The following is a 26,939-nucleotide window of genomic DNA, read 5'->3' on the forward strand; positions in this document are numbered from 1 at the left end:
ACATGTCAATCAAACGCAATTCATTACTGGCCCTGACCTTACTCCTTACAGGTTGTGCTGCCCCCAAAACCGCTTACTACTGGGGCAATTACGAGCCAACGGTATATCAATATTTCGAACAAAGCTCATCTCCCGATGAGCAGGTGGCAACACTTGAAAAAGAGATAGCCAAGGCAAAAGAAAAAAACCAAAGCATCCCACCAGGAATGCATGCCCAATTGGGCATGCTTTATATGCAAACCGGCAAAGAGTCAGACGCTATTTCACAATTTCAACAGGAAAAAAACCTGTTCCCCGAGTCTGCACATTTTTTAGACTTTGTCATGAAGCTCAGGTCTGGCCAAAAACAGTCCAATAGCATGACACAAGTCGCTGACGCAACCCCTGCGCAATCCAGCACTCAACAAACAGCCATTAAATGAGAAATTCCATGGGATTCATTGCAAAAGCCATCGGCTCGATCGTTTTAGCGTCTGTCGCAACCGGATGCGCCGTCCAACAACAACCCTACGACTATACCGCTTTCAAAGAAAGTAACCCGCGGTCTATCCTTGTGCTGCCCCCAGCCAACGCCAGCCCTGATGTACTGGCGTCTGACAGTGTTTTTTCCCAGGTTACCAGGCCATTGGCCGAATCGGGATATTACGTCTTTCCAGTTGCCGTTGTCAGCGAGACATTTAAAGCAAACGGGATTACCGATCCGGATGAGACTCATCATGTTAACCTGAGCAAAATCAATGAAATATTTGGCCCGGATGCCGTTTTATATTTGACGGTAACAGATTATGGTACTTCGTATCAGGTAGTACAAAGTGACAGTCGCGTTACGATTCAAGCAAAACTAATTGATGCCAAAACCGGCAAAAACCTTTGGGAAGGAAGTGCCACAGCTTCCAGTACAGAGCAATCCAGTTCTAGTGCACACCCACTGGTTCTCTTGTTACAGGTTGCCCTTGAGCAAATCATCAACACCACCACCAATAAAAGTCATTCCATCGCCCAGCTAAGCAACCATCGCCTGCTGCATGCCAGCAAACCAAATGGCATTCTGTACGGCCCAAGATCAACACTATATTGGAAAAAATAACCATACCAACAATTGCAGGATCCTTGAAACCGGATTCTGCAATTTTCTTTATTCAACCAAGGGGGCAGTGGCGGTGCAATGTTTGCACTTGGAACACTGCCCCTCAAAAAATCAATAAATAGCCGGCACAATCATTTCGGCTGGCGTCGGGTTGCGAATATAGTCCGGGTGATGCTCACGCGCAGGCAACTCAATCGGTTCACGATGCACTTCGCTATAAGGTATCTGCGACAGCAAGTGGGAGATGCAATTGAGGCGGGCACGTTTCTTGTCTACACCTTCAACAATCCACCATCGTGCCTCGGGGATGTGGGTCCGCTCCATCATTTCTTCCTTGGCCTTGGTATAAGCCTCCCAGCGACGACGTGATTCAAGATCCATCGGCGACAGTTTCCACTGCTTCAGAGGGTCATGCATGCGCATCAGAAAGCGTCGGTATTGCTCATCATCACTAATCGAGAACCAATATTTAATAAGTACAATACCGCTACGGACCAGCATTTTCTCAAACTCGGTCACGTCACGGAAGAACTGCTCCAGCTCTTCATCGGTACAGAAACCCATAACACGCTCAACACCTGCCCGGTTGTACCAGCTACGGTCAAACAAGACAATTTCACCACCGGCAGGAAGATGGGAAACATAACGCTGGAAATACCACTGGGTCTGCTCACGATCACTGGGTGCAGGCAAGGCCGCAACCCGACAGACACGGGGATTAAGCCTTTGCGTAATGCGTTTGATGGCACCTCCTTTCCCTGCTGCGTCGCGCCCTTCAAAAATAACCACTACCTTCAGTTTTTGCGCGACAACCCAATCCTGCAGCTTGATAAGCTCTCCCTGCAAACGTAGCAGCTCCCGAAAATACAATCTCCGATCCATGCCATCGCCTTCGGGCTTTTCAAGCAGGATATCTTCCAGCCGATCGTCATCCATTTCCATTTCAAGCTCTTCATCAAAGCTGTCTACCATGTCAGCATAAAGACGCCGGGCATGCTCAGATAAATTTTCCTTCATGTGAAAAACTCCTTAAATAATGAATGAAATCTATAACTTTTATATGACGCGTCAATGACTGGGAAATCAGAAACGCAGCAAAATGAACGCCGCTCACCAGGAAAACTCGGGGCGCGGCCTATTGACCCATTCTACCTGTTACAGAATTTAATGAAAGAGGCCTGCAACCAACAGCCTGTGCCCCGACGATACGCATAACAAAAACGCTTGCCTTATTTACACCGATACAAGACATATAAAGATAAGCAATGTTTCAAAACCGAAGGGATAACGATGGTTTTGGCCAGGCAATGCTGAAACGACACAAAATAACAAAATAAAAATCGTTCTCATTTACAAATAAAGGATTTTCAGGGAAAATGACTTAACTTATTTTTTATTACTGCCGGGAACATGCACCGCTTTGGTCATGGCGTTTTAGGCCACGCATACTTACCGCCCACAATACACAACAAAGGAAATCCGAATGAAGTCCCAGTTACACAAAACAAAATGGCTTACCCTGCTGCAAGCCGCAATGGCCATCACTTTTGCAACCGTTGCCGGACAAAGCATGGCACAGGATGCACAAATGAAAATACAACACGCCAAAGGTGAAGCCACGATTAAGGCGCAACCCGCCAAAACAGCCGTTTTTGATTTGCCAACCCTGGATAACATGAAAGTACTGGGTATTCAGGCTAGTGCAGTGGCAAACTCACGTTTTCCTGACTTTCTCGCTGAATACAACACGGACAGCATCCCCAGAGTGGGCACCCTGTTTGAACCCGATCATGCTGCGCTTGGCAAAGTTGCTCCGGATTTGATTTTTGTCGGTGGCCGCTCCAGCGACAAATTTGACGATGTGCTTAAAATTGCCCCAACACTGGACATGAGTGTTGACACGAAGGCACCACTGGAAAGCATCGAGCGCAATGTAAATACCTTGGGCAAGCTCTTCGGTAAAGAAGCAGAGGCAACTGCCGCCCTGCAAAAACTGAATGCCTCTGTTGATGCCTTGAAAGCCAAATCCGCCAACGCTGGCAATGCCATGCTGATTCTGTCAATTGGTGACAAAGCCAGCGCTTTTGGTCCCGGTTCACGCTTTGGCATGATTTATGACGTGTTTGGCTTTACCCCCAATGCCGCAGTAAAAGACCTTTCCACTGCAGACCGCCACCCTTTCAAACTGGAAGATATTGCCAAAGCCGATCCTGACTGGCTGTTTGTAATTGATCGCCACGCAGCCACGGGCAGCAACACAGACAAACCTTCCAGCAAGGAAGTACTGGAAAAATCCGTCATTGGACAAACCCGTGCCGCCAAGAACAATCAGATTGTTTATGTAGACCCGTACAACTGGTACATTCTGGGTAGCGCAGGCTTGACATCCATGCAACAGAATATTGAACAGATTTCTGCCGCACTGGATGGAAAAAAATAAAACCGGATTTTGAAATTTGAATTGCCCCCAAAACCCTGTGACCTACAGACGTTATGAGGGCAATTTCCCGGGTGCTGCCAAGCATCACAAAAAACAGTAACGTAAATAATCCTCAGGCACACCCCTTCACAGCCTCACGGATATCCTCCTCGCTCACATCCCGCATATGCGTTGCTATAGACCAGTTATGCCCAAACGGGTCTTTAAGGACACCATAACGGTCTCCCCAGAAAGTGTCATCGATTGGCATAACGGGGGTTGCACCGGCAGCAATGGCCTGCTCATAAATCGCATCGGAATTGTCCACATATAAATGCACCGTAACCGGTGAACCATTAAGTGCAACAGGCCCCAGTGCACCCCATTGTTTATTCTCATCCATCAGCATGACGACCGAATCACCAATACGGACCTCGGCATGCATTAACATCCCGTCCGGACCGGCCAGACGGGATATTTCTTTTGCATTAAAGGCTTTTATATAAAACTCGATGGCCTTGCTGGCACCGGCACACACCAAATGTGGCGTCACCGTGTTCATGCCCGAGGGCACTGACCTGACCTTATATTCATTATCGGGGTCAAGATCAAACAAAGCCTTAAAAGACATCATATCGAACGGCGCAGAAAAATGCTCATGTTCGATCAGCCATTGCCCATCCACTTTTTTATAGCCGGTTGTCATTCTCATCCAGGAGACATTCTGCTGGCCGCTATCATCCTTTTCTCCACAACGAACCAGACAATAAACCAGCGCCAGCCCACCGCTCACGGAAATATGCATCTCGGCAGGTTCAAATACCATGTCATTGGTACACATTTCCAGGCAGCGCTGCCAGTGTTTGCCATAAGCTTCTTTGCCCTTGAAACGCAATTGCAAAACGACATCGTAGGCAACCACATCGGGCGTATAACTTGACATGATTTGATTGATGTCCCGCTTCTGTACGGCACCCTGCCAGCGTTGTATTGCCTGCTTGATTTCCGCCTGTGCTGTCGAGTTTCCATTTGCAGCATTCATCACCCTGCTCCTTTTGCAAAAAAGAACTACTGTTTAATCACATGCCAGACGTTCTGGACATCCTCCCCTACCATGTCACCCTGCTTCATGTCTCTTTTATACAGGTACAAGGGCTGTCCCTTATAAGCCCATTGCCTGCTTGCATCATCACGCATGATAATGCTGTAATCCCCTTCGGCATTGCCATCTGCAGCAACCAAAAGCGGTGGCCAATTCTGGGCACACCGGTCGTTACAGACGCTTTTACCAGGCATGTCCCGGTCTTTATCATAGGTATATAAAGTCATGCCTTCGGCATTAACCAATATACCGTTCATTGCTTTTACCGGAGGGCCTGCCGCACGGGCACTTTCACTGGCGAATCCGCAACCTAAACTGGCCAAGGCCAGCATAAGTAATAGTTTTCTCATTTTCATCTCCCTTATAGCTAAAAAAGACAAGAGAAACTGGCTTGAATTGCTACTGGCCAGCCATTACAGGATACACCTAAACAATTGAAAATAAACAACTATTTTAAGACAACACATTACTTTTTATTTCTGGTTTGTAACCCAGCAGGCAGTGGGGGTCACTTCACAGGAGCATGGGAACGAGATAACCTGCATGTCCGGGGCCGGGTTCGCTCCCATGCTCTTGCGTGGGAGCCTGAACAGGATATTACCCGCCAGAAAACCGATGGCTGCACCAACCTGCAGCCAGTCGGTTAAGCTTTATTTCACGTATTTACGGAACTCGGGCTTGCGTTTTTCACGGAAAGCATTACCGCCCTCTTTGGACTCATCAGTGTCGTAATACATTTTCAGCGCATGCATTGACAGTGAAGACATGGCACGAAGCATTTCGCTATCAACGTTGAATGAACGTTTTGCCAAGGCAATGGCGGTTGGGCTTTTCTCATTGATTTCATCACACCATTTCTGTACTTCTTCATCCAGCTTGTCGTGTGGTACCACCGCGTTTACCAGTCCCATTGCCAAGGCTTCCTGGGCAGTATAGCGGCGGCACATATACCAGATTTCACGTGCCCTTTTCTCACCAACCACACGGGCCAGGTAAGCAGTCCCAAAACCCGGGTCAACCGAACCCACTTTAGGCCCCACCTGACCCAACTGGGCCTTATCGGAGGCAATTGCCAAATCACATACAGTAACCAGGACATTGCCACCGCCAATGGCAAAACCGTTGACGCGGGCAATCACGGGTTTGTTGATATCGCGGATCACGCTTTGCAACTCTTCCACAGGCAAACCAATCACGCCACGGCCACCGTAATCACCATCTTTGCCGGACTGGTCACCACCGGTACAAAATGCCTTGTCTCCGGCCCCCGTCAGAACAACCACGCCCACACTTTTATCTACTTCAGCACGTTTAAAAGCGTCAATCAATTCTTCGCAGGTTTGTGCGTCGAAAGCGTTATAAACCTCGGGACGGTTAATGGTAATGCGTGCCGTGGCATTGTTCACTTCGTACAGAATTTTTTCGTATGTCATGATGAATCTCTTTTCCTGAATAATTTGTTTTAACTTGAACCGAATAGGATATTGAAAATTAACCAACCATGGTCAAGCCACCAGATACACTGATCACCTGCCCGGTAATGAAAGAGGCCTCATCGCTAGCCAGGAAAGCCACGGCACCCGCCAGGTCTTCAGGCTGGCCAAGACGGCCGAAAGGAATGGCACGGGTCAGGCCGTTACGAAGTTTTTCGCCATACTCGCCCTCACCGCAAAAATCCCGGAACAGCGGTGTATCGGTAGGTCCCGGGCACACGACGTTAACGTTAATCTGTTTACGGGCCAACTCACGGGCAATCGTTTTTGAAAAGGCAATCAGGCCACCTTTACACATGGCATAAACCGACTCACCGCTGGAACCGACGCGGGCCGCATCGGAGGCAATATTTACCACACGGCCCTTGCCACGCTCTGACATGCCTTTAAGCACGGCATGGTGCATATACAACACGCCAAAGAAATTGATATCAACGATTTTTTGCCACAATTCCTTATTGGTATCCAGGAAATTGCCGGCACGATCCCACCCGGCGTTATTGACCAACACATCAATCGGACCCAAAGTGCTTTCAATAGTATTAACGCATTCAATCACGGAATCCTGATGGGTCAGGTCAACCAGAAAAGTTTGGGCGAAACCGCCAGCAGCCTTGATTGTTTCTACGGTTTTATCGCCCGCTTCCTGGTTAATGTCAACCACCGCCACTTTGGCACCCGCCTGCCCAAAACGCTGGCAAATGGCACTGCCAATCCCGCCTCCACCACCTGTAACCAAGACAACTTTATCTTTTAATCCAAACATTGTGTTTCTCCACTAAAATGAGCCTATGCTCTTAATGAACCAATTCTTCACATAAACAAGATGACCACTTCCGATCAAGACAAAGAAGCAGCTATATATGAAATCAATAACCGGCTTTTTTTCCGGTTTTTTCAGGCGGCCAATACGCTACATACCAAAGGCACACAGGCACTGGATGAGTTTGGTGTAACCACCCAGCAATGGTCGGTTCTGGGCGCCCTGTCACGACCCAAAGCAGAAAACGGCATGAGCGTGAATGAACTGTCGCGCTACTTGCTGATTACCCGCCAGAACCTGACGGGCCTGCTTAGCCGGCTTGAACGTGATGGTTATATTGTCCGCACGCCAAGTAACGAAGATCGCCGGTCTATCAAAGTTTCCTTAAGTCCCAAAGGAAAAGAACTTTGGAAAAACCTGGCCGAACCCATTCATCAGTTTTATGATCTGGCACTCAAGAATATTTCCTTTGATGACCGCTTGGCACTTATTCATTACATCAACACCTTGCAGCACAACATGTCAAAAATTTAAGCATCAACTTAATTTAAGGCCTGTTTTTGAACGCGCAATAATCATTTTCATGATTTGCGCGGTACCATCGCCAATTTGCAGGCCAAGCACATCCCTTAAACGCTGTTCATAAGGGTAATCCTTGGCATAACCGCCATGCCCGTGAAACAACAGGCACTGGTAAACAATGTCATAAGACAGCTTGGGCCCCCACCATTTGCACATGGCGGCCTGCGAGGTATGCGGCAAATCATTGTCTTTCAGCCAGAGCGTTTCCAGACACACCAGTCGGGCCGCTTGATAATATGTTTCATATTCGGCCAGCGGAAAACTGACGCCCTGGTTTTCTACGATGGGCTTGCCAAAAGTTTCACGCTCTTTGGCATATTCCCAGGTTTCGTCCAAAGAGGCCCGCGCTACGGCCAGGCACTGCAGCCCGATCAAAGCCCGGCTGTAGTCAAACCCTTGCATGACCTGTGTAAAGCCCTTGCCCTCTTCACCGAGCATATGGCTGGCCGGCACTTTGACCCCGTCAAAAAATATGGAACCCCTGCCCACGCAACGCGTACCCAGATCATCAAAAGCGGTTCGGGTCACATCGGGCAAGTCCATGGGCACCAAAAATGCGCTAATGCCTTTGGCACCTTTTATTTCGCTATTGGTACGGGCAAAAACCACCGCCACATCAGCTTGGTCAGCCATGGAAATGGATGTTTTTTCACCGGTCAGGATAAAGTAATCCCCCTCTTTGGCTGCCTTCAATTGCAAGGATGCTGCGTCAGAACCGGCAGAGGGCTCGGTCAGCGCAATCGCAATCAGTTTTTCGCCGGCAATAATTTTGGGCAACCATTCCTGCTTGAGTGATTCATTGGCAAAACGGTTCACGATTTGCCCGCACAAGGACACCAGCAGGCTGACATAAGCCATATTGAAATCCGAAGCAGACAGCTGCTCCAGCAGCAGTCCACTGGTTACGCAATCCATGCCCATGCCACCATAGGCCTCGGGCATTTCTACCCCCAACAGGCCCAAATCCCCCATCTGGCGCACTATGTCCAGTTCCAGGCGTCCTGTTTTATCTCGTTTCTGATAGCCGGGTGCCAATACTTCTCGTGCAAACTTGCCTGCATTTTCCACCAATACCCGCTGATCTTCCGTTATTGAAAATTCCATATTGCCTCTTCAATCTGATTATTTTATGTAAATATATTTACTTATTTATTTATAATTACATAATCTTTGCCAGAGATCAACAAGATTTGCCAGTCAATCCATAAAAATTGATGAACAAAGGGAAAATACTAGTGTTTTAATTAGCGTCAATAGATAAGAATAATAAAAAATAATATGGAAATATATTTACTTATATTGCTTGAATATGGCTATTAAGCATTTGATTCTTTCATCCACGACACTTACCCACGAGACAGATCATGAAATTTGACACATCCCTGATTGATGCACGAAAAGAAAAAATGATAAAAAACGGCTTCTGGAAAAACCGGACAATCGAACATTTCTTCAGGCTTGCGCTGGAAACACAACCGGACAAAACTGCAGTGGTTGCCTATAAAATCAACGGCAAAAACAGCCCCTCCGTACGTCTTTCATACCGCCAGCTTGATGAACGCATAAACGCGATTGCCAAATCCCTTATTCGCCTGGGCATTCAACGGTCAGATGTAGTCAGCTTCCAGATTCCCAATAGCTGGGAATTTATTGCGATCTCACTGGCATGCGCCCGGATTGGCGCGGTGGCCAACCCCTTGATGCCCATTTTTCGTGAACGCGAATTAAGCTATATGCTGAAGTTTCTTGAATCCAAAGTGTTCATTGTCCCGTCTGTATTCAAGAACTTCAATTATGAAGAAATGGCCCAAGGCCTGCTTCCTAAAATAGCTACCCTCCAGCATATTGTGGTTCTGGGCGGTGAAGGTGAAAACAGCTTCGAAAAATGCCTGCTGACTGACTATTCAACAGACCCACTGGTTGCCGATCCCGTTGGGCCAGATGACATTCTCATCCTGCTGTTCACCTCGGGCACCACTGGCGAGCCCAAAGCGGTCATGCACACTTCCAATACCCTGCTTGCCGCACTTGACGGATTTGTAGAGGCCCTTGAGCTGAATGACAGCGAAATTATCCTGGGCGCCTCTCCCATGGCCCACCTGACCGGCTATGGTTACCTGGCCATGTTGCCCATCGTACTGAACTCAACCACCGTCGTCATGGATAACTGGGATCCCGGTATCGCCCTGCAAATCATCAAGGATGAAGCGGTCACCTTTAGCATGGCCTCTAGCCCCTTCGTACAAGACATGTGCAATGCCACTGAAAAAGGTGCCCCCCGTTCCCCGCAATTTACCAAATTCTGCTGCGCTGGCGCCCCCATCCCGCCTATTGTCATAGAGCGTGCCCATCAAATCATGAACCTGACAGTCTGCTCTGCCTGGGGCATGACTGAAAATGGTGCCATCACCATTACAGAACCCGCTGTGGCACTGGAAAAATCCAGCATCAGTGACGGCAAAGCCATATCTGGCATCGAACTGAAAATCGCCGATGGCAACGGCAATGAATTGCCACGTGGTGAAACTGGGCGCCTGCTGGTCCGGGGGGCTTCCCAATGTGTTGGATATTACAAAAAACCGGAACTCAACGCCCTGACCGAAGACGACTGGTTTGATTCGGGCGATCTTGCTTTCATAAGCCAGGATGGCTATATCCGCATCAACGGGCGCAGCAAGGATATTGTCATACGCGGCGCAGAAAACATTCCCGTGATCGAAATTGAAAACCTGCTCTACCAGCACCCCTCCATCAACACGGTTGCCATTGTGGGTTTCCCCGATGAACGACTTGGCGAAAGGGCATGCGCCTTCGTTACCCTGAAAGAAGGGGCCAGCTTCTCATTTGAAGAAATGCGTCAATACCTGAAAGATAAAAAAGTGGCACCCCAGTATTTCCCCGAAAAACTAGAAATCAGAAATGACTTACCCCGAACACCCAGCGGCAAACTGCAAAAGTTCATACTTCGAGATGAAGCCAAATCCTTCAAAATCGATTAACCTGGTCACCCCGTGGAACCACAGCCATGAACGTTGCACAAAGGACTCGTTTTTAAGCGAAAAATGCTTTATGCTACTTTTGACCGGAGGATCGCAAGGAAGGCATGAATGCCTTGATTGAAAAACGACCTGCCAATTTCGATAATCGTTAATCAAAAAACGGACACCGTCCGTTTTTTACTATCAGGCATTTTCATATACATGGACACGATTGAGCAATTAACCCAAAACAAAACGCTAGAGGCAATTACCAGCCGTAAAAGTATTCGTGGCTTTCTGCCAGACGCCATTCCAACCGAGTTGTTGCACACGCTGCTAAAAGCCGCCTCACGTGCGCCGAGTGGCAGCAATATCCAGCCCTGGAAAGTGCATGTCGTTTCAGGCCAAGCCCGTAATGCATTATCGGCTGCCCTGCTTGAAGCCTTCAATTCCAACACCCCCAATCAATGTGAATACCAGTATTATCCCAAAGAGTGGCGTGAACCCTATCTGGCACGACGCCGCGAAAACGGCTGGTCACTATACAATATCCTGGGCATCCAGAAAGGCGACAAACAAGCCATGCAACGCCAGCATGCCCGCAACTTTGAGTTTTTTGATGCCCCCGTCGTGTTGTTTATCACCCTGGATAAAGACATGGAACAGGGAAGCTGGCTGGATACCGGCATGTTCATCCAAAACATCATGATTGCTGCCCGCGCCCTGGGGCTGCACACTTGCCCGCAAGTTGCACTGGTCAATTACCCAGCGATTGTGAAGCAACAATTAAGTATTCCGGCTGACCAAATCCTGGTCTGCGGAATTTCACTTGGCTACGAAGACACCTCAAATCCTGCCAATAAATTGCAGACCCCCCGGGTACCACTGGAAGAGTTCGTTTCTTTTCATGAGTGACTTTAATGGTTTCCACAAGCAAGTGCAGCAGGCGTTATATCAAACTGCCGCATAACAGCCAATAACCAGTCCTTGCCTGGTGGCCCGCCCTCATTGACCACCTTTGACTTTTCCTGAAAATACGGCGAACCGATATCTGGAGCATGACTAATGAGGGCTTGTTCCAGCGCATCAGTACAGCAAATGTACTTATACTAACTTAACCACCTTACTCAACATGCAAACCACCTGGAGACCCTTTGCCTGGGTCGGTGCCGCGCTTTGTGTCGGCACCATGGGAACTGCCCTGGCAAGTCCACTCTACCCGCTTTACCAGGTCCTTTGGGACCTGAAACCCAGCGAAATCACGTATATTTTTATTGCTTATATGGCAGGTGTTCTGGTCGCTCTGCTGTTTCTAGGCAAGGTCACGTCCCACTATGGTTTTTTACCCGTCCTTAAAGGAGGACTGGTTTTTTCCATTATTGGCCTGACGATTTCCACCTTGTCTACTTCCCCCTTCATGCTGGGCGTAGGACGAATAATCATAGGCCTTGCCTCAGGCATGATCAGCACTTCATCCATGCTTGGCATGAGCCAGGTTCTTCCGGCACGTTATAAAGCCAAGGCAGGGCAAATTGCCTCTATGGTCAGCGTGACAGGTTTTGGCTCGGGGCCGTTCATTAGTGGCTGGATTGCCCAATTCATGCCCTTTCCCCTGGTCACTCCCTATGTAACCGTCCTGGTACCCAGTATTTTTATACTTTACGGCCTGCGCACTGTCAGGCAAGAAGTACAAGGAAAATCGGGGCGCCCGTCTTTCATGCCCAAACTTGAGGTCCCGGCAGAACCGTCCCTCAAGCCACTCTTCCTGATTATTTCCATGACCGCCTTTGCCGCTTTTGGCATGTTCAGCCTTTATGGTTCGCTGGCACCTTCTTTTCTTGAAGAAATGATTCCATGGAACGGTCCTGCCGTTAGCGGAACGGCGATCGCTTCTGTCCTGTTCATATCCGGCTGTACCCAGTTCACGCTCCGCTCCCTGCCACTGCACAAGACGTTATACCTTGGCATGCTGTTCATGCTGCTGGCCTGCCTGGGACTGGGGCTAACCATGAGTACCCATTCAACCCTGCTGTTTGTCGTTTCGGATATTCTGGCAGGACTTGCACACGGCGCTACCCTGCTTGCCACCTTTGGCATTGTGGGACAGGTAAGCACTGCTGAAAACCGTGGTCCCATATTTTCAACCTATTTGTTTATTGGCTATCTGGGCACCATCTTGCCCATCGTGTCCGTTGGACTGCTGGCCGATACTTTTGGCCTGCTAGCGGCTGTGATTATTTTCTGCATCAGCATGGCAACACTTGCTGTGGGGTTGATATTTTTTAAACTCAGGCTAGACCGATCCAAACCCTAATACCCCAAACAAAAAAACCTGCCTGCCTACTAATGGCATGCAGGTTTATTGAGCCTACAGCAGCTCAATAAGCGCCAAGCTCATGGCTACCCAAAAACTCACCGGGTCTGGACAGTACTATCAACCGCCTCATTACCAATGACTTCATGACTGACCGTTGCGGATTGACTATCAACGCCGGACGAGCTGACCACCGCTGTTGTACCCGTTACCAAGGGCAGATTGGTGATGGTTTGATGCTGAAGGAGGAACAGGTTTTTGTTACGGTCATCGCAAGGGCCGACGCAGCTTATCCGGGTACTTCTTTCTTCCAGTTTATCCTGCTCAAAACCACGGAATGTCATTTCATGATTATTATGGTTGTTAAACCCCACTTCCAAGGGTGCGGAATGCTCAAAGCTTGCTGCACCAGCTGATGTAGAAAAAACCCCAGTTCCCACAACTGCAAACATGGAGATAAATAATAATGTTTTTTTCATGCTGCACCTCCGAAAGGTAAAAACAGAAAAGCCAATTCATCAACCCCAATGGCCGCTCGGTATAGAATACACTTAAACAATTGAAAAATATACTCTATTTTTGTTACTGGAACACTGTGAGATTGCGATGAACATGATTCCCGTTTATACAATGAAGTCCGAACCGGAAGCGGCCGTCATTTCGTCTTTAATGACAGCCTATGACATTCATTTTATTATTTCTGGCCGTGGATTCAGTTCGATGTATCCTGGGGCGGTATCCAATAGCCTGAATGAACAGATCCTGATGGTACGGGCCGACCAGGTTGAACTGGCCAAAACCCTGCTTGAACCCTTTTTAAACCGTTGATATACCCCGCTGACCTCTTCGCCCGATCGGCAATATAGAGAAACAGGCAGGCAAGCGATCAATCCAGGTCGCTTTTGTCAATTTCCTTGGGGATACCAATCGCCCGCTTTATAAGCCTCCAGGCAATCAGCCCAATCCCCAAAAACAATACGCCCAATACAGTCGCAAGTAGAAAATAGCTGAAGTTACTCATATTTTTCCTGGTGTTATTGGCTTGCACCCCATTGTCCAAGCAATTCTTTTATTTGTTCCCTGTCACAATCGTTCCAGAGGGCCACGGAAAGCAGCAAACGGGCCTTGCGCGGACATAACCACTGCCCCATTAGGATACCATTTTTCTGCAGGTCTATTTCAGCACCTTTATAACCATAAACCGCTTGGGTGGTAGTGCCTGCACCAGTTCTGGAACAAACAATAACCGGCAAGCGTTGGGCAGCCGCCACCAGTACGTCCCGCATGGATTCAGAAACATGACCGGCACCGAAACCGGCAACCACTACCCCCTGACAAGCCCCATGCTCAAGGAGCAGCGAAAGCATACCCGGGTCATCGCCAAGCGCATGTTCCAGCAGCAATACATTGCCATGAGTACTGGCAGGAACCGCCAGCTGCGGCTTGCGGACGGTTGGCCTGAAATACTGGACCCGGTTTTCAGACACCACACCCACCACGCCAAACACAGGTGACTCAAAGGCGTTAAGCCGGGTTGAATGGGTTTTGCGTACATGACGCGCCTCATGGATTTCATCATTCATGACCACCAGCACCCCCCTGTTGGCAGAGGCCTGGCTACAGGCAACCGCCACCGAGGCACTGAGGTTGGCGGCGCCATCGGCACCAGGCTCGGCGGGCGAACGCATTGCACCCATCAAAACCAGCGGTGCTTCATGTTTCCAGAAAAGATCCAGGAAGAAGGCAGACTCTTCAAGGGTATCGGTGCCCTGAGTAATAATCACGCCAGCAGCCCCCATATTCACTTCTTTTTGAGCCCATGCCAGGCAGTCGAAAAGGTGTTCGAAACGGATAGATCCACTAGGCAGTTTTTGCAAGGTATGCAGGCTAAGGTCTGCCAGATCGGCAATACCCGGCAAAGTTTCAGCCAACTCCCTGGCTCCCAGGGTAGAAGTGACGCCCCCAGACTGGCTGGCCGTCATGCTGATTGTGCCACCCAAGGCACCAATGGCGATCCGCTTCTTGCTCATTACGTTTCCTTATCTACCGGCACTTAAACAAGACCGGCAATCGCCATGCCCATTTCTGTGGTATTGGCAAAACCACCCAGGTCTCGGGATTTTGGCCCCTGCACCAGCACGGTTTCAATAGCAGCCATAATGGCATCATGCGCCTGTGCACAAGCAGGATCCCGTTCACTGAAAAAGTCCAGCATCATGGCACCCGACCAGATCATGGCAATTGGGTTGGCAATGTTTTGCCCGTAAATATCAGGGGCAGATCCATGCACCGGTTCGAACAGGGATGGAAAGGTACGGTCGGGATTCAGGTTGGCCGAAGGCGCCAGACCGATGGTACCGGTACATGCCGGACCCAGGTCGGACAAAATATCGCCAAACAGGTTGGAGGCCACCACCACATCAAAGCGGTCGGGTTGCAGCACAAAACGGGCGGACAGGATATCAATGTGTTGCTTGTCCCATTGCACCTGTGGATAGTCTTGCGCCATTAAGGCAACCCGTTCGTCCCAGTACGGCATGCTGATTGAAATGCCATTGGACTTGGTCGCTGCCGTGAGTTTTTTACGGTCCCGCTTGCTCGCCAGTTCAAACGCATATTTCAGAATGCGGTCCACGCCCTTGCGGGTAAAGACCGACTCCTGCAATACCAGTTCACGGTCGGTGCCTTCAAACATTTTGCCGCCCACCGAAGAATATTCGCCTTCGGTATTTTCGCGCACGACCAGAAAATCAATATCACCCGGCTTGCGATTAGCCAATGGGCAAGGCACGCCGGGCAATAGTTTGACCGGACGCAGGTTAACGTACTGGTCAAAATCACGACGGAACTTGAGCAAGGAGCCCCACAGGGAAATGTGGTCCGGCACGGTATCTGGCCAACCAACGGCACCAAAATAAATGGCATCAAACTGCTGCAGGGTTTCAAACCAGTCATCGGGCATCATTTGGCCGTGACGGACGTAATAATCGCAACTGGCCCATTCAAACTCTTCTATGTGCAACGACAGGCCAAATTTTGCCTGTGCCGCCTTCAATACACGCAAGCCCTCGGGCATGACCTCCTTGCCAATACCATCTCCGGGAATGGCCGCAATCCTGATTTGTTTTGTCATTTTCATCCAGCAAAAAATAAGTATTGTTATTAATTTAAACCGCAAATTGATTAACGTAATATCTTAACCATATATGCCCAGCTTGCGAACCGGCAACCGTATCAAGCCTAAAAAAATCCTCCCGCTTCCGGCATGTGTTGTCCGGTTACAGGAGGATCTTGTGTGCTGGCAAACACGGCTTGTTTAAACCGCTTATAACTTCTCGGTTTCGCCCGATGCGGGTTTCCAGGTCAGGAAATGTTTCTCGGTAAGGCTAACCATTAAATCAAGTACCAATGCAAACACGGTTAACACAATAATGCCGGCAACCACCGTATTGATATCAAAGGTTCCCTCTGCCTGCAAAATAAGGTAGCCTACCCCGCTGGCTGAACCCAGGTACTCACCTACCACAGCCCCCACAAAGGCCAGGCCAACAGAAGCATGCAGGCTTGAAAACACCCAGCTGGTAGCGGAAGGTAAATAGACATGGCGCAACAACTGCTTGCGGTTGGCACCCAGCATTTTTGCATTATCAAGCAAGGTAGGACTGACTTCCTTGATCCCCTGATACACATTGAAAAAAACGATAAAAAACACCAGCGTCACCGCCAGCGCCACTTTTGACCAGATGCCCAGACCAAACCACATGGCAAAAATTGGAGCCAGAATAACACGGGGCATGGAATTGAGCGCGGTCAAGTACGGGTCAAGCACCAGGCTAGCGGTTTTTGACAGTCCCAGCCACAATCCAAAGAGCATCCCGAACACCGTGCCTATTACAAAAGCCAGCAGGGTTTCCGACAAGGTAACACCCAGATGCCGGTAAATATCGCCGTCAACAATAAACCAGGCCCAAATGGTTTGGGCTACCCCAATTGGCTGGCCAAAGAAGAAAGCCACGTTATCGTTAAGAGAAGCGAAATACCATATCCCCAGTATTGTCACCAGAATAATAAACTGCCACAACCGGAAGTTGCGCGTATTAGGTTTAATTAAATTCAACATATCAAGCCCGTTTTTGTTGATCATATCCTTTCAGGACTTCTTCGCGCAGGACATCCCATATTGCCTTATGCAACTCGGCAAAGCGGGTATGGGAACGAACTTCGGCGACATCACGTGGCCGGGGCAAGTCAATCTTGAACTCGCCAATAATATGCGTTCCTGGGCCAGCAGAAAGAATAACAACCCTGTCACTCATGGCGATTGCTTCATCCAGGTCATGGGTTATGAACAAGACAGCCTTCCGCTTGCTCATCCAGATATCGAGCACCTCGTTTTCCATTAGTTGACGGGTCTGGATATCAAGGGCGGAAAAAGGCTCGTCCATCAGGATGATATCGGGATCACGAATCATGGTTTGCGCCAGCATGGCCCGCTTGCGCATACCACCCGACATTTGATGGGGGTACTTGTTGACAGCATGTGACAACCCTACCCGCTGCAGCCAGTCCATGGCTTGGGCACGGGCCTGCTCTTTGGGAACATTGGCAAACTCAAGCCCGGCCATCACGTTTTCAATTGCACTGCGCCAGGGCATCAGTGCTTCACCCTGAAACATATAGCCCGCCCGATGATTAATGCCCTGCAAAGGTTGGCCAAACACCTTGACCGAACCGGCAGACGGTTGCAGCAAACCGGCACCTACGTTAAGCAGGGTTGATTTGCCACAACCGGTAGGACCCACTACGGAGACAAACTCGCCTGGCGCGATATGCAAAGTGGCATCACGCAAGGCCGTATATTTTTCATTCTTGTTATCACGTGACACAAAGGTACACGTGATATTGTCCAGAGATAATGCGGTTTCTGACATATTTTTTTAAGCTTTCTGGGCTTTTTCAGCAAAATCGTTTGTCCAGCACTTAGACAAATCAATCGCATCAGCTTTAAAGTTTTTAATGTAACTGGCTAATGCTTTCAAGGCCGTTTCAGGCCCTTTTTCATTCATCAGGCCATCGGGCGACAAACCCTCGAAGCTTTTGCTCAGGGCCAATTTGTACACCTCAGGGTTACCCAGAAGATAATTTTCGGGAACCACCTTGATGACTTCATCAACCCCAACCTGCTGGATCCATTTATCGGCTTTCACAATGGCATTGGCCAAGGCCTGGGTGGTATTGGGATTTTCATCAATAAAACTTTGTGATGCATACAGGCAGCCAGAAGGCATGGGACCACCAAAAATATCCTCGGTAACCTGCAAGCTGCGGGTATCGGCAATAATCTGGATATCTCCGGCATAGTCAAGGATACTTAACACGGGATCAACGTTACTGATCGCGTCAATCTGGCCGGAGCGCAAGGCAGTTACCGCCCCCGAACCCGCACCGACGCCAATAATAGAAACATCGGAATCTTTCAGGCCATTTTTTTGCAAAAAGAAGCTGACCAGCATATTGGTAGAGGAACCCGGTGCGGTAACACCAATTTTTTTGCCCTTCAGGTCTGCCGGTGACTTGTATTCGGGCATGTTCTTTTTGGATACCGCCAAGCCAATCATGGGTGCTCGTCCCTGCAACACAAAAGAACGGTAAAACTGTTTCTTTGACTGCAGGTTGATGGTGTGTTCGAAGGCACCCGAGCAGACATCGGCACTTCCTCCGACCACAGCCTGCAAGGCTTTTGAACCGCCGGAAAAGTCGGCAATTTGCACATTCAGGCCTTCATCCTTGAAGTAGCCATTGATTTCTGCAATTGACAAAGGCAGATAATACACCAGCGCCTTGCCGCCAACAGCAATGGAAACATCTGTTTTTTCAAGCTTTTTGTCTTGGGCACGCACAAAAGCCGGTGCTAGGGCGGCCAAGCCGGAGACACCGGCAACCTTCATTAAATCACGACGGGAAATAGCCATTATTAATCTCCTATACGGTATTTTTATCAAGTAACAGAAAGAATTTACCAGTTTTTGGTAATAAAACCTAACAATTGTAGCAGAGCGTTTTCTGTATAAAAGCCGGCCTGGGACATCAGGGATGAATCAAACCGGCATTCTTATCGATTGTTAAAAGAAAATACCCGCTTTTCAACACAATTATCCGATTTTTCAGGCTGACTGACTTTGCTTTTCTGCGACTTCGGACAAATTCCGTGCAATCAAGGCAAAATCATGCCCACTGGGCGATTGATGCAGGCGCAACCCAAACTCGGGAACCACGGCAAAGATATGATCAAAAATATCAGACTGGATCCTTTCATATTCAACCCAGACCACCGTATTGGTAAAACAATAAATTTCAATCGGCACCCCATCTTCAGTAGGGGCCAGCTGCCGGACCATGATCGTCATGTCTTTGCGAATATTGGCATGGTTGCGCAAAAACATCTCCAGGTATGCCCTGAAGGTACCTATATTGGTTAACCGCCGGCCATTCAGGGCCAGGCTCAAATCCCAGTCATGCTCTAGGTTATAACGCTCGAGCTCACGGCTTTTCTCCAGGATATAGTCGGCCAGCAAACGGCTTCTGGCCAGCTTTTTCATCTCTGCTTCACTGATAAAATTGATGCTGGTCACATCAATATTAATGGATCGCTTGATACGACGGCCGCCCGACTCCGACATCGCCCGCCAATTCTTGAACGAATCCGAGATTAGTGCATAGGTAGGTACCGTGGTTATCGTGTTATCCCAGTTCCTGACTTTCACGGTGGTCAGTCCGACATCGATGACCGCGCCATCGGCATTGTATTTGGGCATTTCCAGCCAATCACCCAGCTTGAGCATATTATTGGCCGACAACTGAATGCCCGCCACCAATCCAAGGATAGGGTCTTTGAAGACCAGCATCAAGACCGCCGTCATGGCACCCAAACCGCTTAGCAAAATAACCGGTGAACGGCCAATAAGCAGGGAAATAATGAAAATACCCACCGCGATGGAAGCCACCAGCTTGATCGTCTGGAAAATTCCGTTTAAGGGAAGCTGTGTGGCCACCTGCCTTTTATAACACCAGTCCAGGAGAATATTCAGGGCTGAAAACAAGGTCATCAGCGCATAAATGTACGTCCATATTTGCACGGCAATCAACATGCCATTAAGGAGCTTTCCCTGGCTTAGCCATAAATTGGCTTGCACGCCCACCAAAACGCCCTGGACGAAAAAAACAACCTGCTTAAGCAGGCTGGACCGGCTTAACAGCTGTAAAAACAAATAGGGCGACTTTTGCATGTGATTTCGCAAAAACCTGACGACCCCGTAATGCAATATGCAATGAATGATAACTGTTGTGAGAAGCATCAAACCCAGCGCAATCCAGGTGGCTTCGTTTTCCGTCACATCATATTCCCAGGCTTTGAGCCAATAGGATAATGGTTCAAGCATATGTTGTTCCTGTTTGTTTACGGCGAAAATAAAAAATAACGCCCCGATTAACGGGGCATGAGTCTGAACATTATTAAACCATCTATAAGAAACAATATCAAACCGTCAGGATTAGTCCATCCCTGGCCACCTTGACATTCCCCGGCAGGGAATCGGAATTGTTAATGAGCCAGTTATCCATTTCATGGCCAAGATGCGTCAGCAGCAAAGTACCAATGGTCAGGCCCTCACACATTTTCAGGGCCGTATTCAAATCATTGTGATTGCGTGGAGCCGTATCACGGGGCGGATGTGAACAATCCACAATGCAATAATCCAGCGGCTGTTTTTTCAACCAGGCGTAAGTCTCCGCACCCAGCCCAACCGTATCGGTCAAGTAGGCAATCTTACCTGATTCTTCTTCAAATAAATAACCAAAACAAGGTTTTGAATGTACCAATGGCAAAGCGGTCACTTGCAATTGCTCGCTAAGCTGCCGGGTTTCAAAGGCGTCAAATGGCCAGGAAAAATCAAGAATGCCAGGGTGCTTGTATAAATCGGCAAATCCGCTCTCATCGGCCGGACCATATACGGGAATGTGCATATCCACGCCCCAGCGCAAATGCAATAAGCCCTGGGCATGATCGGCATGGTAATGGGTTTGCAAAATCCCGCTTAACGTGCCTGGCGCAAAACGCTGGCACAAGTCTGTATGGCCAGTATCAACCAGCCACTGGCTTGCTCCGCTTTGTACCAGCACACTGCTTGGCTTGCGCGTAAACTGTCCATCTTGGCGGGCACGCTGGCAAGCCGGGCACTGGCAGTTATAAACCGGAACCTGGGCAGTATCCCCGGTGCCCAGAAATGTCAATTTCATCAAATACTCCAGAAAACTCCCCAGCCTGGACACCGGGGAAAGACCTCAAGATACCGCTGATATCAGGATGGCAACGGGTCGTTAGCCGATTGAATCCTGACACTGCACCATGTTTCCAGTTTATCGCGCAACTGTTCAACCGCCAGCTGCAAATCACCAGAATTGTCCAAAAGAAAGAAACTGATCTGCTGTAAGGCCAGTTTATTTTGCAATACCTGTTCAAAACAACGGTTACGCTCTAAACGCAAGGTGATTTCCTGCAATGACTCCCGTCCCCGGTTGATCAGGCGCTGCCTGAGCAGTTCGGGCTTGACGGCTACCAAGACGATAATCGCCTCGGGATACAACTGGCTTACATGACTGCAGTAAGAACGCGAACCGTTAACCAGTACCGTTTTTCCTGCCGCCAGATGAGTATCCAGGTCTTTCGGAATACCATAAGCCAAGCCATTGGCTCGCCAGCTCATGGAAAATCCGCCTTCAGCCTCGATCTGTTCAAAGGCTTGCATTGAAACGGAATCCGCCACTTCGCCTGGCGAGTTTTCTGGCCGTGTAATAACCCGTTTCATGATGATGCAATCTTCTGGCAAATCGTTTGCCAAAGTCTGCAACAGACTGTCTTTGCCGCTGCCCGAAGGCCCTACCATGTAAACCAGTTTTCCCGCCATTAAAACACCCTGTTCCCTTCGCGCCAAACCTGCCGCACCACAAACTGTGAACCAGCCTGGGCCACATGAACAAGATCAGCCCGCAAACCAAGCCTGATTTCTCCACGATCACTTAAATTGGCCGCCCGCGCGGGCAACAGGCTAATCGTCGCCACTGCCTTGGGTAAGTCATAGCCGTTTTCCTGCTCACTGAGCTTTTTAACAGCCTGCAACAAGCTGGCCGGATAATAATCACTGGAAAGAATATCCAGCACGCCATGAGTAGCCAGGTCTGCAGCGGCAATATTGCCTGAATGGGAACCGCCACGCACAATATTTGGAGCACCCATTAACACCTTCATCCCCAATTGATGACTTAACTGTGCAGCCTCATGGGTGGTTGGAAACTCGGCAATCTGCATGCCAAAACCGGCTGACTCCGTTACATGCTCATGGGTGGCATCATCATGACTGGCCATGGACAGATTTTTTTCCTGGCAAATCCCTGCAATCTTGCGGCGATAATCATCACTGTATTTCTCAGCATTTTTACGCTGACGAATAATAAACGCCTCCATGTCGGCATCGCTCAGGTGATACTTGCCCTGGTAATACTCGCGGTACTTCTCATATTTGACAAACTGACGCTGTCCAGGCGTGTGATCCATGAGAGAAACCAGTTTGACCAGTTCATGGTCAACCAGATTCTCGAAGACCTCAAGGGTTTTCTCATGGCTGACTTCACAGCGCAGATGTAACATGTGATCGGCACGTGTATGGCCATCCTGGTTAGCCTGGTCAATGGCCTCAACCATACGTGGCAACTGCAAAAGACGGTTGCCTTTGGGATTCACGTCACCAATCGACAGCGCATCAAAAACAGTGGTAATGCCGGAACCGATAATTTGCGCATCATGGGCCAGCACGGCAGACTCCGATGGCCAATCCACGCCCGGGCGGGGATTCATGTACTTTTCAAGATTATCGGTATGCAGCTCGATAAATCCGGGCATCAAATAATCACCGTTCAAATCCTGGGCGGCGGAAAGCTGGCTGTTTCCCTCATCGATTGCGCTGATAATGCCGTCTTGAACCACTACTGTGCCGGTAAAAACCTCATCGGCCATGACGATTCGGGCATTTGTGTAAATTTGCTCATGCGGCATGACTGGACTCCTGGATATTCATATCAATATAGCGGTCGGCCACCACCTCACGGGCAGCCTTGTCATGGAAAATACCAATCAGCGCCGAACCTGCCTGCTTGGCTTCGCCAATCAGGTCCAGTACCACCTGGCGATTGACATCATCCAGTGAAGCCGTCGGCTCATCAAGCAGCATCACCGGCCAGCTCACCATGAAACCACGGGCAATATTGACGCGCTGCTGCTCTCCCCCGGAAAAGGTACCCGGTGCCAATGACCACAAGCGCTCGGGAATATTCAGGCGACTTAACAGCTGGCGCGCCCTTTGGGCTGCCTTGTCTGCCGCCCAGCCTCTGGCCAGGGCCGGTTCCATCACGACATCCAGGCAGGTCACGCGTGGAATCACCCGCAGGAACTGACTGACATAGCCCATGGTTTCACGGCGAACGGCCATAATCTGGCGCGGTTCAGCACCCACCATTTCCATCATTTGCTCACGGTGCAAAACCTGGATACTGCCACTGGCAGGCAGGTAATTGCCATATAGCGTACGCATCAGGGTTGACTTGCCAGCACCGGAATGGCCGTGCAATACCACGCACTCGCCAGCCCCTACCTCAAAGCTGATATTCTTAAGTACATTCAACACCACCCCCTGCTGCTGATGCAGGGTGAACGTCTTGTATAAATTTTTAACTTCAACAATTGTTTGCATCACAATCACCTTAAGGCTGTAAAACAGATGAAACCAGCAACTGGGTATATGGATGCTGGGGGTCATCAAGAATCTGGTCGGTCAGGCCGCTTTCCACGACACGGGAACGGCGCATGACCATCAAGCGGTCTGCCAGCAAGCGAGCGACAGCCAGGTCATGGGTAACAATTACCACGGCCAGATCCAGTTCACGCACCAGGCGGCGCAGCAAATCAAGTAAACGGGCCTGCACCGATACATCCAGTCCACCGGTAGGTTCATCCATGAAGACCAGTCGCGGGCTGGATACCAGATTGCGGGCTATCTGCAAGCGTTGCTGCATGCCGCCGGAAAAAGTCCGGGGCAAGTCATCGATGCGATTGGCATCAATTTCCACATGCTGCAGCCAATCCAGGGCCTCCTGACGCAAGACACCGTAATTACGCACCCCCTGGGCCATCAGGCGCTCGCCAATATTGGCTCCGGCCGACACACCCATACGCAATCCGTCACGCGGATTTTGCTCAACAAAGCCCCATTCGGTACGCAACAGGGTACGGCGCTCGGCCTCACTGCTGCTATACAGATCAATAATTTCACCCTGCTGGTTGCGATAAGTGATAACACCATCCTGGGGCTGGCTGCGTCCTGACAAGACGCTTAACAACGTGGATTTACCCGAACCGGACTCCCCCACGATACCCAATACTTCACCGGGATAAAGGTCGAACGAAACGCCCTGGCAACCCTTTTCAGGACCAAACAGGCGGGAGATATTCTCGACGGACAACAAAGGCTGGTCCAGCGCTGTCGCGGTCTTTTCAATCACTGAAGATAAAGCTGCCATTATTGTTTCTCCTGCTGGGCAACACGCTGGTTGCAATAATCGGTATCCGAACACACGAACTCGCGGGTTCCCTGGTCATCGACAATAATTTCATCCAGATAGGAATGATCACTACCGCAAATGGCGCAACTATGATCCCATTTTTGAATTTCAAAAGGATGATCGTCAAAATCCAGACTAATTACACGGGTGTACGGAGGTACGGCATACAAGCGTTTTTCACGCCCAGCACCAAACAGCATCAGGGCCGGACTCATGTCCAGTTTGGGGTTGTCAAACTTTGGAATCGGTGAAGGGTCCATTACATAACGGTCATCAACCAGCACCGGATAAGCGTAGGCAGTGGCAATATGCCCGTATTTGGCAATATCTTCATAAAGCTTGACATGCATGACACCGTAATCATTCAACGCGTGCATGGTTTTGGTTTCACTGTCTGACGGCTCGATAAAGCGCAATGGCTCAGGAATAGGTACCTGGTACACCATGATCTGGTCTTTTTTCAGTTCAGCCTCGGGAATCCGGTGACGGGTCTGGATAATCGTTGCTTCCCCAGTCCTTTCAGTTGTCTGTACCCCCGCCGTGCGGGAAAAGAAGCGCCGGATTGATACCGCATTGGTCGTGTCATCCGCGCCCTGGTCAATCACCTTGAGTACATCATCTTGCCCAAGAACGGCTGCCGTTACCTGCATGCCGCCCGTACCCCACCCATAAGGCAATGGCATTTCACGGCCACCAAAAGGTACCTGATAACCGGGAATGGCAACCGCCTTAAGCAAACCACGGCGAATCATGCGTTTGGTTTGCTCATCAAGATAAGCAAAGTTATAACCCTCTGTCAGCCCTTGCTGAACCTGTTTTTCCGATGCGGTCCTCATGCCCGTTTCTCCTGGATGGAATATGCCTCGTCATCTGCCTGATCCTGTGCATGCATTTTGCGGATCAATTCCAGCTCGGACTGGAAGTCAACATAGTGAGGAAGTTTTAAGTGTGAAACAAATCCGGCAGCTTCAACATTATCGCAATGCATCAGCACGAACTCTTCCTGCTGGGCCGGTGAAGTGATTTCTTCTCCGAGTTCTTCAGCGCACAAGGCCCGATCCACCAGCGCCATGCTCATGGCCTTGCGTTCGTTATAGCCAAAAGCCAAGCCATAGCCACGGGTAAACTGGGCCGGCTCGGTTTTGGAGCCAATAAACTGGTTAACCATTTCACATTCGGTTATTTCGATATCGCCAAGCGGCACGGCAAAATCCAGCTCTTCGGGCTCTATCCAGACTTCAGTAAAACCGATACGGATTTCTCCGGCAAAGGGATGGTTACGGCCATAGCCACGCTGGGTGGAATACGCCAGGGCCATCATGAAACCCTCGTCACCACGGGCAAGCGCCTGTAAACGCTGCATGCGGTTGGTGGGAAAGTCCAGCGGCTCACGGGTAATGTCAGGCACCTCGGCACGAGTATTCTTTTCAACCCGCATCAGGCCCTCCTTCTCTAGCATTTCCAGTACACGCGGGCAAGGCTCAGCCTGCAAGTCCTCCAGCACTGGCGTGGGCAATTCACTGCCTTCAGCCATCAGGGTAAAATCCAGCAAACGGTGGGTATAGTCAAAGGTGGGGCCCAACAATTGCCCACCCGGCAAGTCCTTGTAGGTGGCCGAAATTCGGCGCTCCATTTGCATCTCACTGGTTTGCAGCGGCACAGAAGCGGCAAAGCGGGGCAAGGTAGTACGATAGGCCCGCAACAGGAAAATCGCTTCAAGCAAGTCACCTGCCGATTGTTTGATCGCCAGTGAAGCCAGCTGTTCATCGTAGAGTGAACCTTCGGTCATGACGCGTGCAACAGCCATCGACAGTTGCTCCTGGATCTGGTCAACACCCAGCTCCGGGATATCGGTTGAACCACGACGTTTTTTGGCCAGCAGGTGGTGGGCATGGTCGATGGCTTTTTCGCCACCTTTTACGGCAACATACATGATTAATTCTCCTGCTGAAAGTTAACTTGCGTACTGCGCGGCAAGGCCATGATCTGTTCGCCTGCAATAAAGTACATATCAATACCGCAGGGAAATTTCGTGACAACCTGACGGTTTTGCCAGAAAATCTTTTCTACCGGCAGGCTTACCGTTCTTTGTGTTTCAATGCCAGGACCTTGCCAAACCGTAGGTATTCCGCCATCAAGCGCATCCAACTGAACCAAAGCCGTGCAAGAAAGTTCGGGATCCCGGTCGGTACCCTTATTTAACAGGGTGATGTAATCCGCCTCGGATGCCAGCATCAAGGCAAAGTCGGCTTCCTGCGCTTGCGCCGTGATCGGGCAAGCACAATGAAAAGCCAGGTTTGCCCTGACTGCCGGCGTATCCAGTGCGGGACTCAGCCACACCGTGGTGTCACTGTCCAGCAGTGTCAATGCCAAGGCATAGGTGGCAGGTGCAAGGCTGTCCAACTCTGCCACCAGTCCCAGCTCATGAGACAGGCCTGGCTCTGAGATGGCCTTTAGCGCGATACGAAAACCCTGCTGGGCACTGTCAACCGGGTTATCAAAAGCCGGTTTCAAATACTGTGAATTCATGG

General features: G+C 49.7%; 30 protein-coding genes and 1 pseudogene. 8 read left to right on the forward strand and 23 right to left on the reverse strand.

Annotation, left to right across the window (positions count from 1 at the left end; translation table 11 throughout):
• The first annotated feature begins 2 nt into the window (after positions 1–2).
• Together ACM5Q9_RS09770 and ACM5Q9_RS09775 are read left to right on the forward strand one after the other, a co-directional pair.
• The gene (locus ACM5Q9_RS09770) at positions 3–422 is read left to right on the forward strand and encodes a DUF4810 domain-containing protein (protein ID WP_418144546.1); all 420 of its coding nucleotides are present in this window, start codon (positions 3–5) and stop codon (positions 420–422) included.
• Positions 423–430: 8 nt separating this feature from the next.
• Positions 431–1,087, forward strand: a complete 657-nt coding sequence (locus ACM5Q9_RS09775; RefSeq protein WP_418144547.1) for a DUF799 domain-containing protein — start codon at positions 431–433, stop codon at positions 1,085–1,087.
• A gap of 111 nt (positions 1,088–1,198) precedes the next feature.
• On the opposite strand, the gene ppk2 is transcribed toward ACM5Q9_RS09775, so the two are convergent.
• Complete coding sequence (gene ppk2 / locus ACM5Q9_RS09780; protein WP_418144548.1) at positions 1,199–2,104, reverse strand: polyphosphate kinase 2; 906 nt, start codon at positions 2,102–2,104, stop codon at positions 1,199–1,201.
• Positions 2,105–2,570: 466 nt separating this feature from the next.
• Between ppk2 and ACM5Q9_RS09785 the strand changes: the two genes are divergently transcribed.
• Positions 2,571–3,527: a siderophore ABC transporter substrate-binding protein gene (locus tag ACM5Q9_RS09785; protein ID WP_418144549.1), complete on the forward strand. Its 957-nt coding sequence runs from the start codon at positions 2,571–2,573 to the stop codon at positions 3,525–3,527.
• A 112-nt stretch (positions 3,528–3,639) separates the two neighbouring features.
• Here ACM5Q9_RS09785 and ACM5Q9_RS09790 read toward each other — a convergent pair whose 3' ends face one another.
• From ACM5Q9_RS09790 to ACM5Q9_RS09810, 5 genes and pseudogenes are all read right to left on the reverse strand, one after another.
• Positions 3,640–4,068, reverse strand: a complete 429-nt coding sequence (locus ACM5Q9_RS09790) for a VOC family protein (protein ID WP_418144670.1) — start codon at positions 4,066–4,068, stop codon at positions 3,640–3,642.
• Positions 4,069–4,155: 87 nt separating this feature from the next.
• Positions 4,156–4,548 (reverse strand): annotated as a pseudogene (locus ACM5Q9_RS09795) (YybH family protein); the annotation flags it as partial.
• Positions 4,549–4,574: 26 nt separating this feature from the next.
• Positions 4,575–4,964: a hypothetical protein gene (locus ACM5Q9_RS09800; protein WP_418144550.1), complete on the reverse strand. Its 390-nt coding sequence runs from the start codon at positions 4,962–4,964 to the stop codon at positions 4,575–4,577.
• Between the two features lie 294 nt (positions 4,965–5,258).
• Positions 5,259–6,041: a 2-ketocyclohexanecarboxyl-CoA hydrolase gene (gene badI, locus ACM5Q9_RS09805; protein ID WP_418144551.1), complete on the reverse strand. Its 783-nt coding sequence runs from the start codon at positions 6,039–6,041 to the stop codon at positions 5,259–5,261.
• 58 nt (positions 6,042–6,099) lie between these two features.
• Entirely contained in the window at positions 6,100–6,867 is a 768-nt protein-coding gene (locus tag ACM5Q9_RS09810) for a glucose 1-dehydrogenase (RefSeq protein ID WP_418144552.1), read from the reverse strand.
• 60 nt (positions 6,868–6,927) lie between these two features.
• Between ACM5Q9_RS09810 and ACM5Q9_RS09815 the strand changes: the two genes are divergently transcribed.
• The gene (locus ACM5Q9_RS09815; RefSeq protein WP_418144553.1) at positions 6,928–7,398 is read left to right on the forward strand and encodes a MarR family winged helix-turn-helix transcriptional regulator; all 471 of its coding nucleotides are present in this window, start codon (positions 6,928–6,930) and stop codon (positions 7,396–7,398) included.
• A gap of 3 nt (positions 7,399–7,401) precedes the next feature.
• Here ACM5Q9_RS09815 and aliB read toward each other — a convergent pair whose 3' ends face one another.
• Complete coding sequence (aliB, locus tag ACM5Q9_RS09820) at positions 7,402–8,550, reverse strand: cyclohexanecarboxyl-CoA dehydrogenase (protein ID WP_418144554.1); 1,149 nt, start codon at positions 8,548–8,550, stop codon at positions 7,402–7,404.
• Positions 8,551–8,810: 260 nt separating this feature from the next.
• Here aliB and ACM5Q9_RS09825 point away from each other — a divergent pair, with 260 nt between their 5' ends.
• The 3 genes from ACM5Q9_RS09825 (at position 8,811) to ACM5Q9_RS09835 (ending at position 12,738) form a co-directional block, all read left to right on the forward strand.
• A complete protein-coding gene (locus ACM5Q9_RS09825; RefSeq protein WP_418144555.1) occupies positions 8,811–10,445 on the forward strand; it encodes an AMP-binding protein in 1,635 nt (544 codons plus the stop codon).
• 201 nt (positions 10,446–10,646) lie between these two features.
• Positions 10,647–11,339, forward strand: a complete 693-nt coding sequence (locus ACM5Q9_RS09830) for a nitroreductase (RefSeq protein ID WP_418144556.1) — start codon at positions 10,647–10,649, stop codon at positions 11,337–11,339.
• A gap of 217 nt (positions 11,340–11,556) precedes the next feature.
• Entirely contained in the window at positions 11,557–12,738 is a 1,182-nt protein-coding gene (locus tag ACM5Q9_RS09835; protein ID WP_418144557.1) for an MFS transporter, read from the forward strand.
• A 98-nt stretch (positions 12,739–12,836) separates the two neighbouring features.
• Here the strand turns inward: ACM5Q9_RS09835 and ACM5Q9_RS09840 are convergent, their stop codons facing one another.
• Positions 12,837–13,217 carry a hypothetical protein gene (locus ACM5Q9_RS09840; protein WP_418144558.1) on the reverse strand — a complete coding sequence of 127 codons (381 nt, stop codon included), beginning with the start codon at positions 13,215–13,217 and terminating at the stop codon, positions 12,837–12,839.
• 127 nt (positions 13,218–13,344) lie between these two features.
• On the opposite strand from ACM5Q9_RS09840, the gene ACM5Q9_RS09845 reads away from it, so the two are divergent.
• A complete protein-coding gene (locus tag ACM5Q9_RS09845; protein WP_418144559.1) occupies positions 13,345–13,566 on the forward strand; it encodes a putative signal transducing protein in 222 nt (73 codons plus the stop codon).
• A gap of 58 nt (positions 13,567–13,624) precedes the next feature.
• Here ACM5Q9_RS09845 and ACM5Q9_RS09850 read toward each other — a convergent pair whose 3' ends face one another.
• From ACM5Q9_RS09850 to phnH, 15 genes are all read right to left on the reverse strand, one after another.
• Entirely contained in the window at positions 13,625–13,759 is a 135-nt protein-coding gene (locus ACM5Q9_RS09850) for a hypothetical protein (protein WP_418144560.1), read from the reverse strand.
• Between the two features lie 13 nt (positions 13,760–13,772).
• A complete protein-coding gene (locus ACM5Q9_RS09855; RefSeq protein ID WP_418144561.1) occupies positions 13,773–14,768 on the reverse strand; it encodes an asparaginase in 996 nt (331 codons plus the stop codon).
• A 23-nt stretch (positions 14,769–14,791) separates the two neighbouring features.
• Entirely contained in the window at positions 14,792–15,871 is a 1,080-nt protein-coding gene (locus ACM5Q9_RS09860; RefSeq protein WP_418144562.1) for a tartrate dehydrogenase, read from the reverse strand.
• 192 nt (positions 15,872–16,063) lie between these two features.
• Positions 16,064–16,858 carry an ABC transporter permease gene (locus ACM5Q9_RS09865; protein ID WP_418144671.1) on the reverse strand — a complete coding sequence of 265 codons (795 nt, stop codon included), beginning with the start codon at positions 16,856–16,858 and terminating at the stop codon, positions 16,064–16,066.
• Between the two features lies 1 nt (position 16,859).
• Complete coding sequence (locus tag ACM5Q9_RS09870) at positions 16,860–17,669, reverse strand: ABC transporter ATP-binding protein (protein ID WP_418144563.1); 810 nt, start codon at positions 17,667–17,669, stop codon at positions 16,860–16,862.
• Between the two features lie 6 nt (positions 17,670–17,675).
• Entirely contained in the window at positions 17,676–18,710 is a 1,035-nt protein-coding gene (locus tag ACM5Q9_RS09875; protein ID WP_418144564.1) for an ABC transporter substrate-binding protein, read from the reverse strand.
• A 192-nt stretch (positions 18,711–18,902) separates the two neighbouring features.
• Positions 18,903–20,177, reverse strand: a complete 1,275-nt coding sequence (locus ACM5Q9_RS09880) for a mechanosensitive ion channel family protein (RefSeq protein WP_418144565.1) — start codon at positions 20,175–20,177, stop codon at positions 18,903–18,905.
• Between the two features lie 97 nt (positions 20,178–20,274).
• Entirely contained in the window at positions 20,275–21,033 is a 759-nt protein-coding gene (gene phnP / locus ACM5Q9_RS09885; RefSeq protein WP_418144566.1) for a phosphonate metabolism protein PhnP, read from the reverse strand.
• A 62-nt stretch (positions 21,034–21,095) separates the two neighbouring features.
• Positions 21,096–21,701, reverse strand: a complete 606-nt coding sequence (gene phnN, locus ACM5Q9_RS09890) for a phosphonate metabolism protein/1,5-bisphosphokinase (PRPP-forming) PhnN (RefSeq protein WP_418144567.1) — start codon at positions 21,699–21,701, stop codon at positions 21,096–21,098.
• Positions 21,701–22,846, reverse strand: a complete 1,146-nt coding sequence (locus ACM5Q9_RS09895) for an alpha-D-ribose 1-methylphosphonate 5-triphosphate diphosphatase (protein ID WP_418144568.1) — start codon at positions 22,844–22,846, stop codon at positions 21,701–21,703. Before ACM5Q9_RS09895 ends, phnN begins: the two co-directional genes overlap by 1 nt.
• Entirely contained in the window at positions 22,836–23,540 is a 705-nt protein-coding gene (phnL, locus tag ACM5Q9_RS09900; RefSeq protein ID WP_418144569.1) for a phosphonate C-P lyase system protein PhnL, read from the reverse strand. Before phnL ends, ACM5Q9_RS09895 begins: the two co-directional genes overlap by 11 nt.
• A gap of 10 nt (positions 23,541–23,550) precedes the next feature.
• Complete coding sequence (phnK, locus tag ACM5Q9_RS09905) at positions 23,551–24,366, reverse strand: phosphonate C-P lyase system protein PhnK (protein ID WP_418144570.1); 816 nt, start codon at positions 24,364–24,366, stop codon at positions 23,551–23,553.
• On the reverse strand, positions 24,366–25,244 hold the full coding sequence (locus ACM5Q9_RS09910; RefSeq protein WP_418144571.1) for an alpha-D-ribose 1-methylphosphonate 5-phosphate C-P-lyase PhnJ: 879 nt from the start codon (positions 25,242–25,244) through the stop codon (positions 24,366–24,368). Before ACM5Q9_RS09910 ends, phnK begins: the two co-directional genes overlap by 1 nt.
• On the reverse strand, positions 25,241–26,341 hold the full coding sequence (locus ACM5Q9_RS09915; protein ID WP_418144573.1) for a carbon-phosphorus lyase complex subunit PhnI: 1,101 nt from the start codon (positions 26,339–26,341) through the stop codon (positions 25,241–25,243). Before ACM5Q9_RS09915 ends, ACM5Q9_RS09910 begins: the two co-directional genes overlap by 4 nt.
• A gap of 2 nt (positions 26,342–26,343) precedes the next feature.
• Entirely contained in the window at positions 26,344–26,937 is a 594-nt protein-coding gene (gene phnH, locus ACM5Q9_RS09920; RefSeq protein WP_418144574.1) for a phosphonate C-P lyase system protein PhnH, read from the reverse strand.
• Positions 26,938–26,939: the final 2 nt, after the last annotated feature.

Source organism: Advenella sp. RU8 (assembly GCF_048381675.1).
GTDB lineage: Bacteria > Pseudomonadota > Gammaproteobacteria > Burkholderiales > Burkholderiaceae_B > Advenella.

What these genes read in the sequence shown, in the direction of transcription:
- ACM5Q9_RS09910 (WP_418144571.1), bottom strand. Translation starts at nt 25,244, where the DNA reads ATGAGGACCGCATCGGAAAAACAGGTTCAGCAAGGGCTGACAGAGGGT.
- ACM5Q9_RS09865 (WP_418144671.1), bottom strand. Translation starts at nt 16,858, where the DNA reads ATGTTGAATTTAATTAAACCTAATACGCGCAACTTCCGGTTGTGGCAG.
- ACM5Q9_RS09770 (WP_418144546.1), top strand. Translation starts at nt 3, where the DNA reads ATGTCAATCAAACGCAATTCATTACTGGCCCTGACCTTACTCCTTACA.
- ACM5Q9_RS09845 (WP_418144559.1), top strand. Translation starts at nt 13,345, where the DNA reads ATGAACATGATTCCCGTTTATACAATGAAGTCCGAACCGGAAGCGGCC.
- phnH (WP_418144574.1), bottom strand. Translation starts at nt 26,937, where the DNA reads ATGAATTCACAGTATTTGAAACCGGCTTTTGATAACCCGGTTGACAGT.
- ACM5Q9_RS09880 (WP_418144565.1), bottom strand. Translation starts at nt 20,177, where the DNA reads ATGCTTGAACCATTATCCTATTGGCTCAAAGCCTGGGAATATGATGTG.
- ACM5Q9_RS09790 (WP_418144670.1), bottom strand. Translation starts at nt 4,068, where the DNA reads ATGAACACGGTGACGCCACATTTGGTGTGTGCCGGTGCCAGCAAGGCC.
- ACM5Q9_RS09830 (WP_418144556.1), top strand. Translation starts at nt 10,647, where the DNA reads ATGGACACGATTGAGCAATTAACCCAAAACAAAACGCTAGAGGCAATT.
- ACM5Q9_RS09870 (WP_418144563.1), bottom strand. Translation starts at nt 17,669, where the DNA reads ATGTCAGAAACCGCATTATCTCTGGACAATATCACGTGTACCTTTGTG.
- ACM5Q9_RS09875 (WP_418144564.1), bottom strand. Translation starts at nt 18,710, where the DNA reads ATGGCTATTTCCCGTCGTGATTTAATGAAGGTTGCCGGTGTCTCCGGC.
- phnN (WP_418144567.1), bottom strand. Translation starts at nt 21,701, where the DNA reads ATGGCGGGAAAACTGGTTTACATGGTAGGGCCTTCGGGCAGCGGCAAA.
- ACM5Q9_RS09810 (WP_418144552.1), bottom strand. Translation starts at nt 6,867, where the DNA reads ATGTTTGGATTAAAAGATAAAGTTGTCTTGGTTACAGGTGGTGGAGGC.
- phnL (WP_418144569.1), bottom strand. Translation starts at nt 23,540, where the DNA reads ATGCAAACAATTGTTGAAGTTAAAAATTTATACAAGACGTTCACCCTG.
- ACM5Q9_RS09840 (WP_418144558.1), bottom strand. Translation starts at nt 13,217, where the DNA reads ATGAAAAAAACATTATTATTTATCTCCATGTTTGCAGTTGTGGGAACT.
- phnK (WP_418144570.1), bottom strand. Translation starts at nt 24,366, where the DNA reads ATGGCAGCTTTATCTTCAGTGATTGAAAAGACCGCGACAGCGCTGGAC.
- ACM5Q9_RS09915 (WP_418144573.1), bottom strand. Translation starts at nt 26,341, where the DNA reads ATGTATGTTGCCGTAAAAGGTGGCGAAAAAGCCATCGACCATGCCCAC.
- ppk2 (WP_418144548.1), bottom strand. Translation starts at nt 2,104, where the DNA reads ATGAAGGAAAATTTATCTGAGCATGCCCGGCGTCTTTATGCTGACATG.
- ACM5Q9_RS09800 (WP_418144550.1), bottom strand. Translation starts at nt 4,964, where the DNA reads ATGAAAATGAGAAAACTATTACTTATGCTGGCCTTGGCCAGTTTAGGT.
- ACM5Q9_RS09825 (WP_418144555.1), top strand. Translation starts at nt 8,811, where the DNA reads ATGAAATTTGACACATCCCTGATTGATGCACGAAAAGAAAAAATGATA.
- ACM5Q9_RS09775 (WP_418144547.1), top strand. Translation starts at nt 431, where the DNA reads ATGGGATTCATTGCAAAAGCCATCGGCTCGATCGTTTTAGCGTCTGTC.
- ACM5Q9_RS09850 (WP_418144560.1), bottom strand. Translation starts at nt 13,759, where the DNA reads ATGAGTAACTTCAGCTATTTTCTACTTGCGACTGTATTGGGCGTATTG.
- ACM5Q9_RS09785 (WP_418144549.1), top strand. Translation starts at nt 2,571, where the DNA reads ATGAAGTCCCAGTTACACAAAACAAAATGGCTTACCCTGCTGCAAGCC.
- ACM5Q9_RS09895 (WP_418144568.1), bottom strand. Translation starts at nt 22,846, where the DNA reads ATGCCGCATGAGCAAATTTACACAAATGCCCGAATCGTCATGGCCGAT.
- ACM5Q9_RS09835 (WP_418144557.1), top strand. Translation starts at nt 11,557, where the DNA reads ATGCAAACCACCTGGAGACCCTTTGCCTGGGTCGGTGCCGCGCTTTGT.
- aliB (WP_418144554.1), bottom strand. Translation starts at nt 8,550, where the DNA reads ATGGAATTTTCAATAACGGAAGATCAGCGGGTATTGGTGGAAAATGCA.
- ACM5Q9_RS09815 (WP_418144553.1), top strand. Translation starts at nt 6,928, where the DNA reads ATGACCACTTCCGATCAAGACAAAGAAGCAGCTATATATGAAATCAAT.
- ACM5Q9_RS09860 (WP_418144562.1), bottom strand. Translation starts at nt 15,871, where the DNA reads ATGACAAAACAAATCAGGATTGCGGCCATTCCCGGAGATGGTATTGGC.
- ACM5Q9_RS09855 (WP_418144561.1), bottom strand. Translation starts at nt 14,768, where the DNA reads ATGAGCAAGAAGCGGATCGCCATTGGTGCCTTGGGTGGCACAATCAGC.
- badI (WP_418144551.1), bottom strand. Translation starts at nt 6,041, where the DNA reads ATGACATACGAAAAAATTCTGTACGAAGTGAACAATGCCACGGCACGC.
- phnP (WP_418144566.1), bottom strand. Translation starts at nt 21,033, where the DNA reads ATGAAATTGACATTTCTGGGCACCGGGGATACTGCCCAGGTTCCGGTT.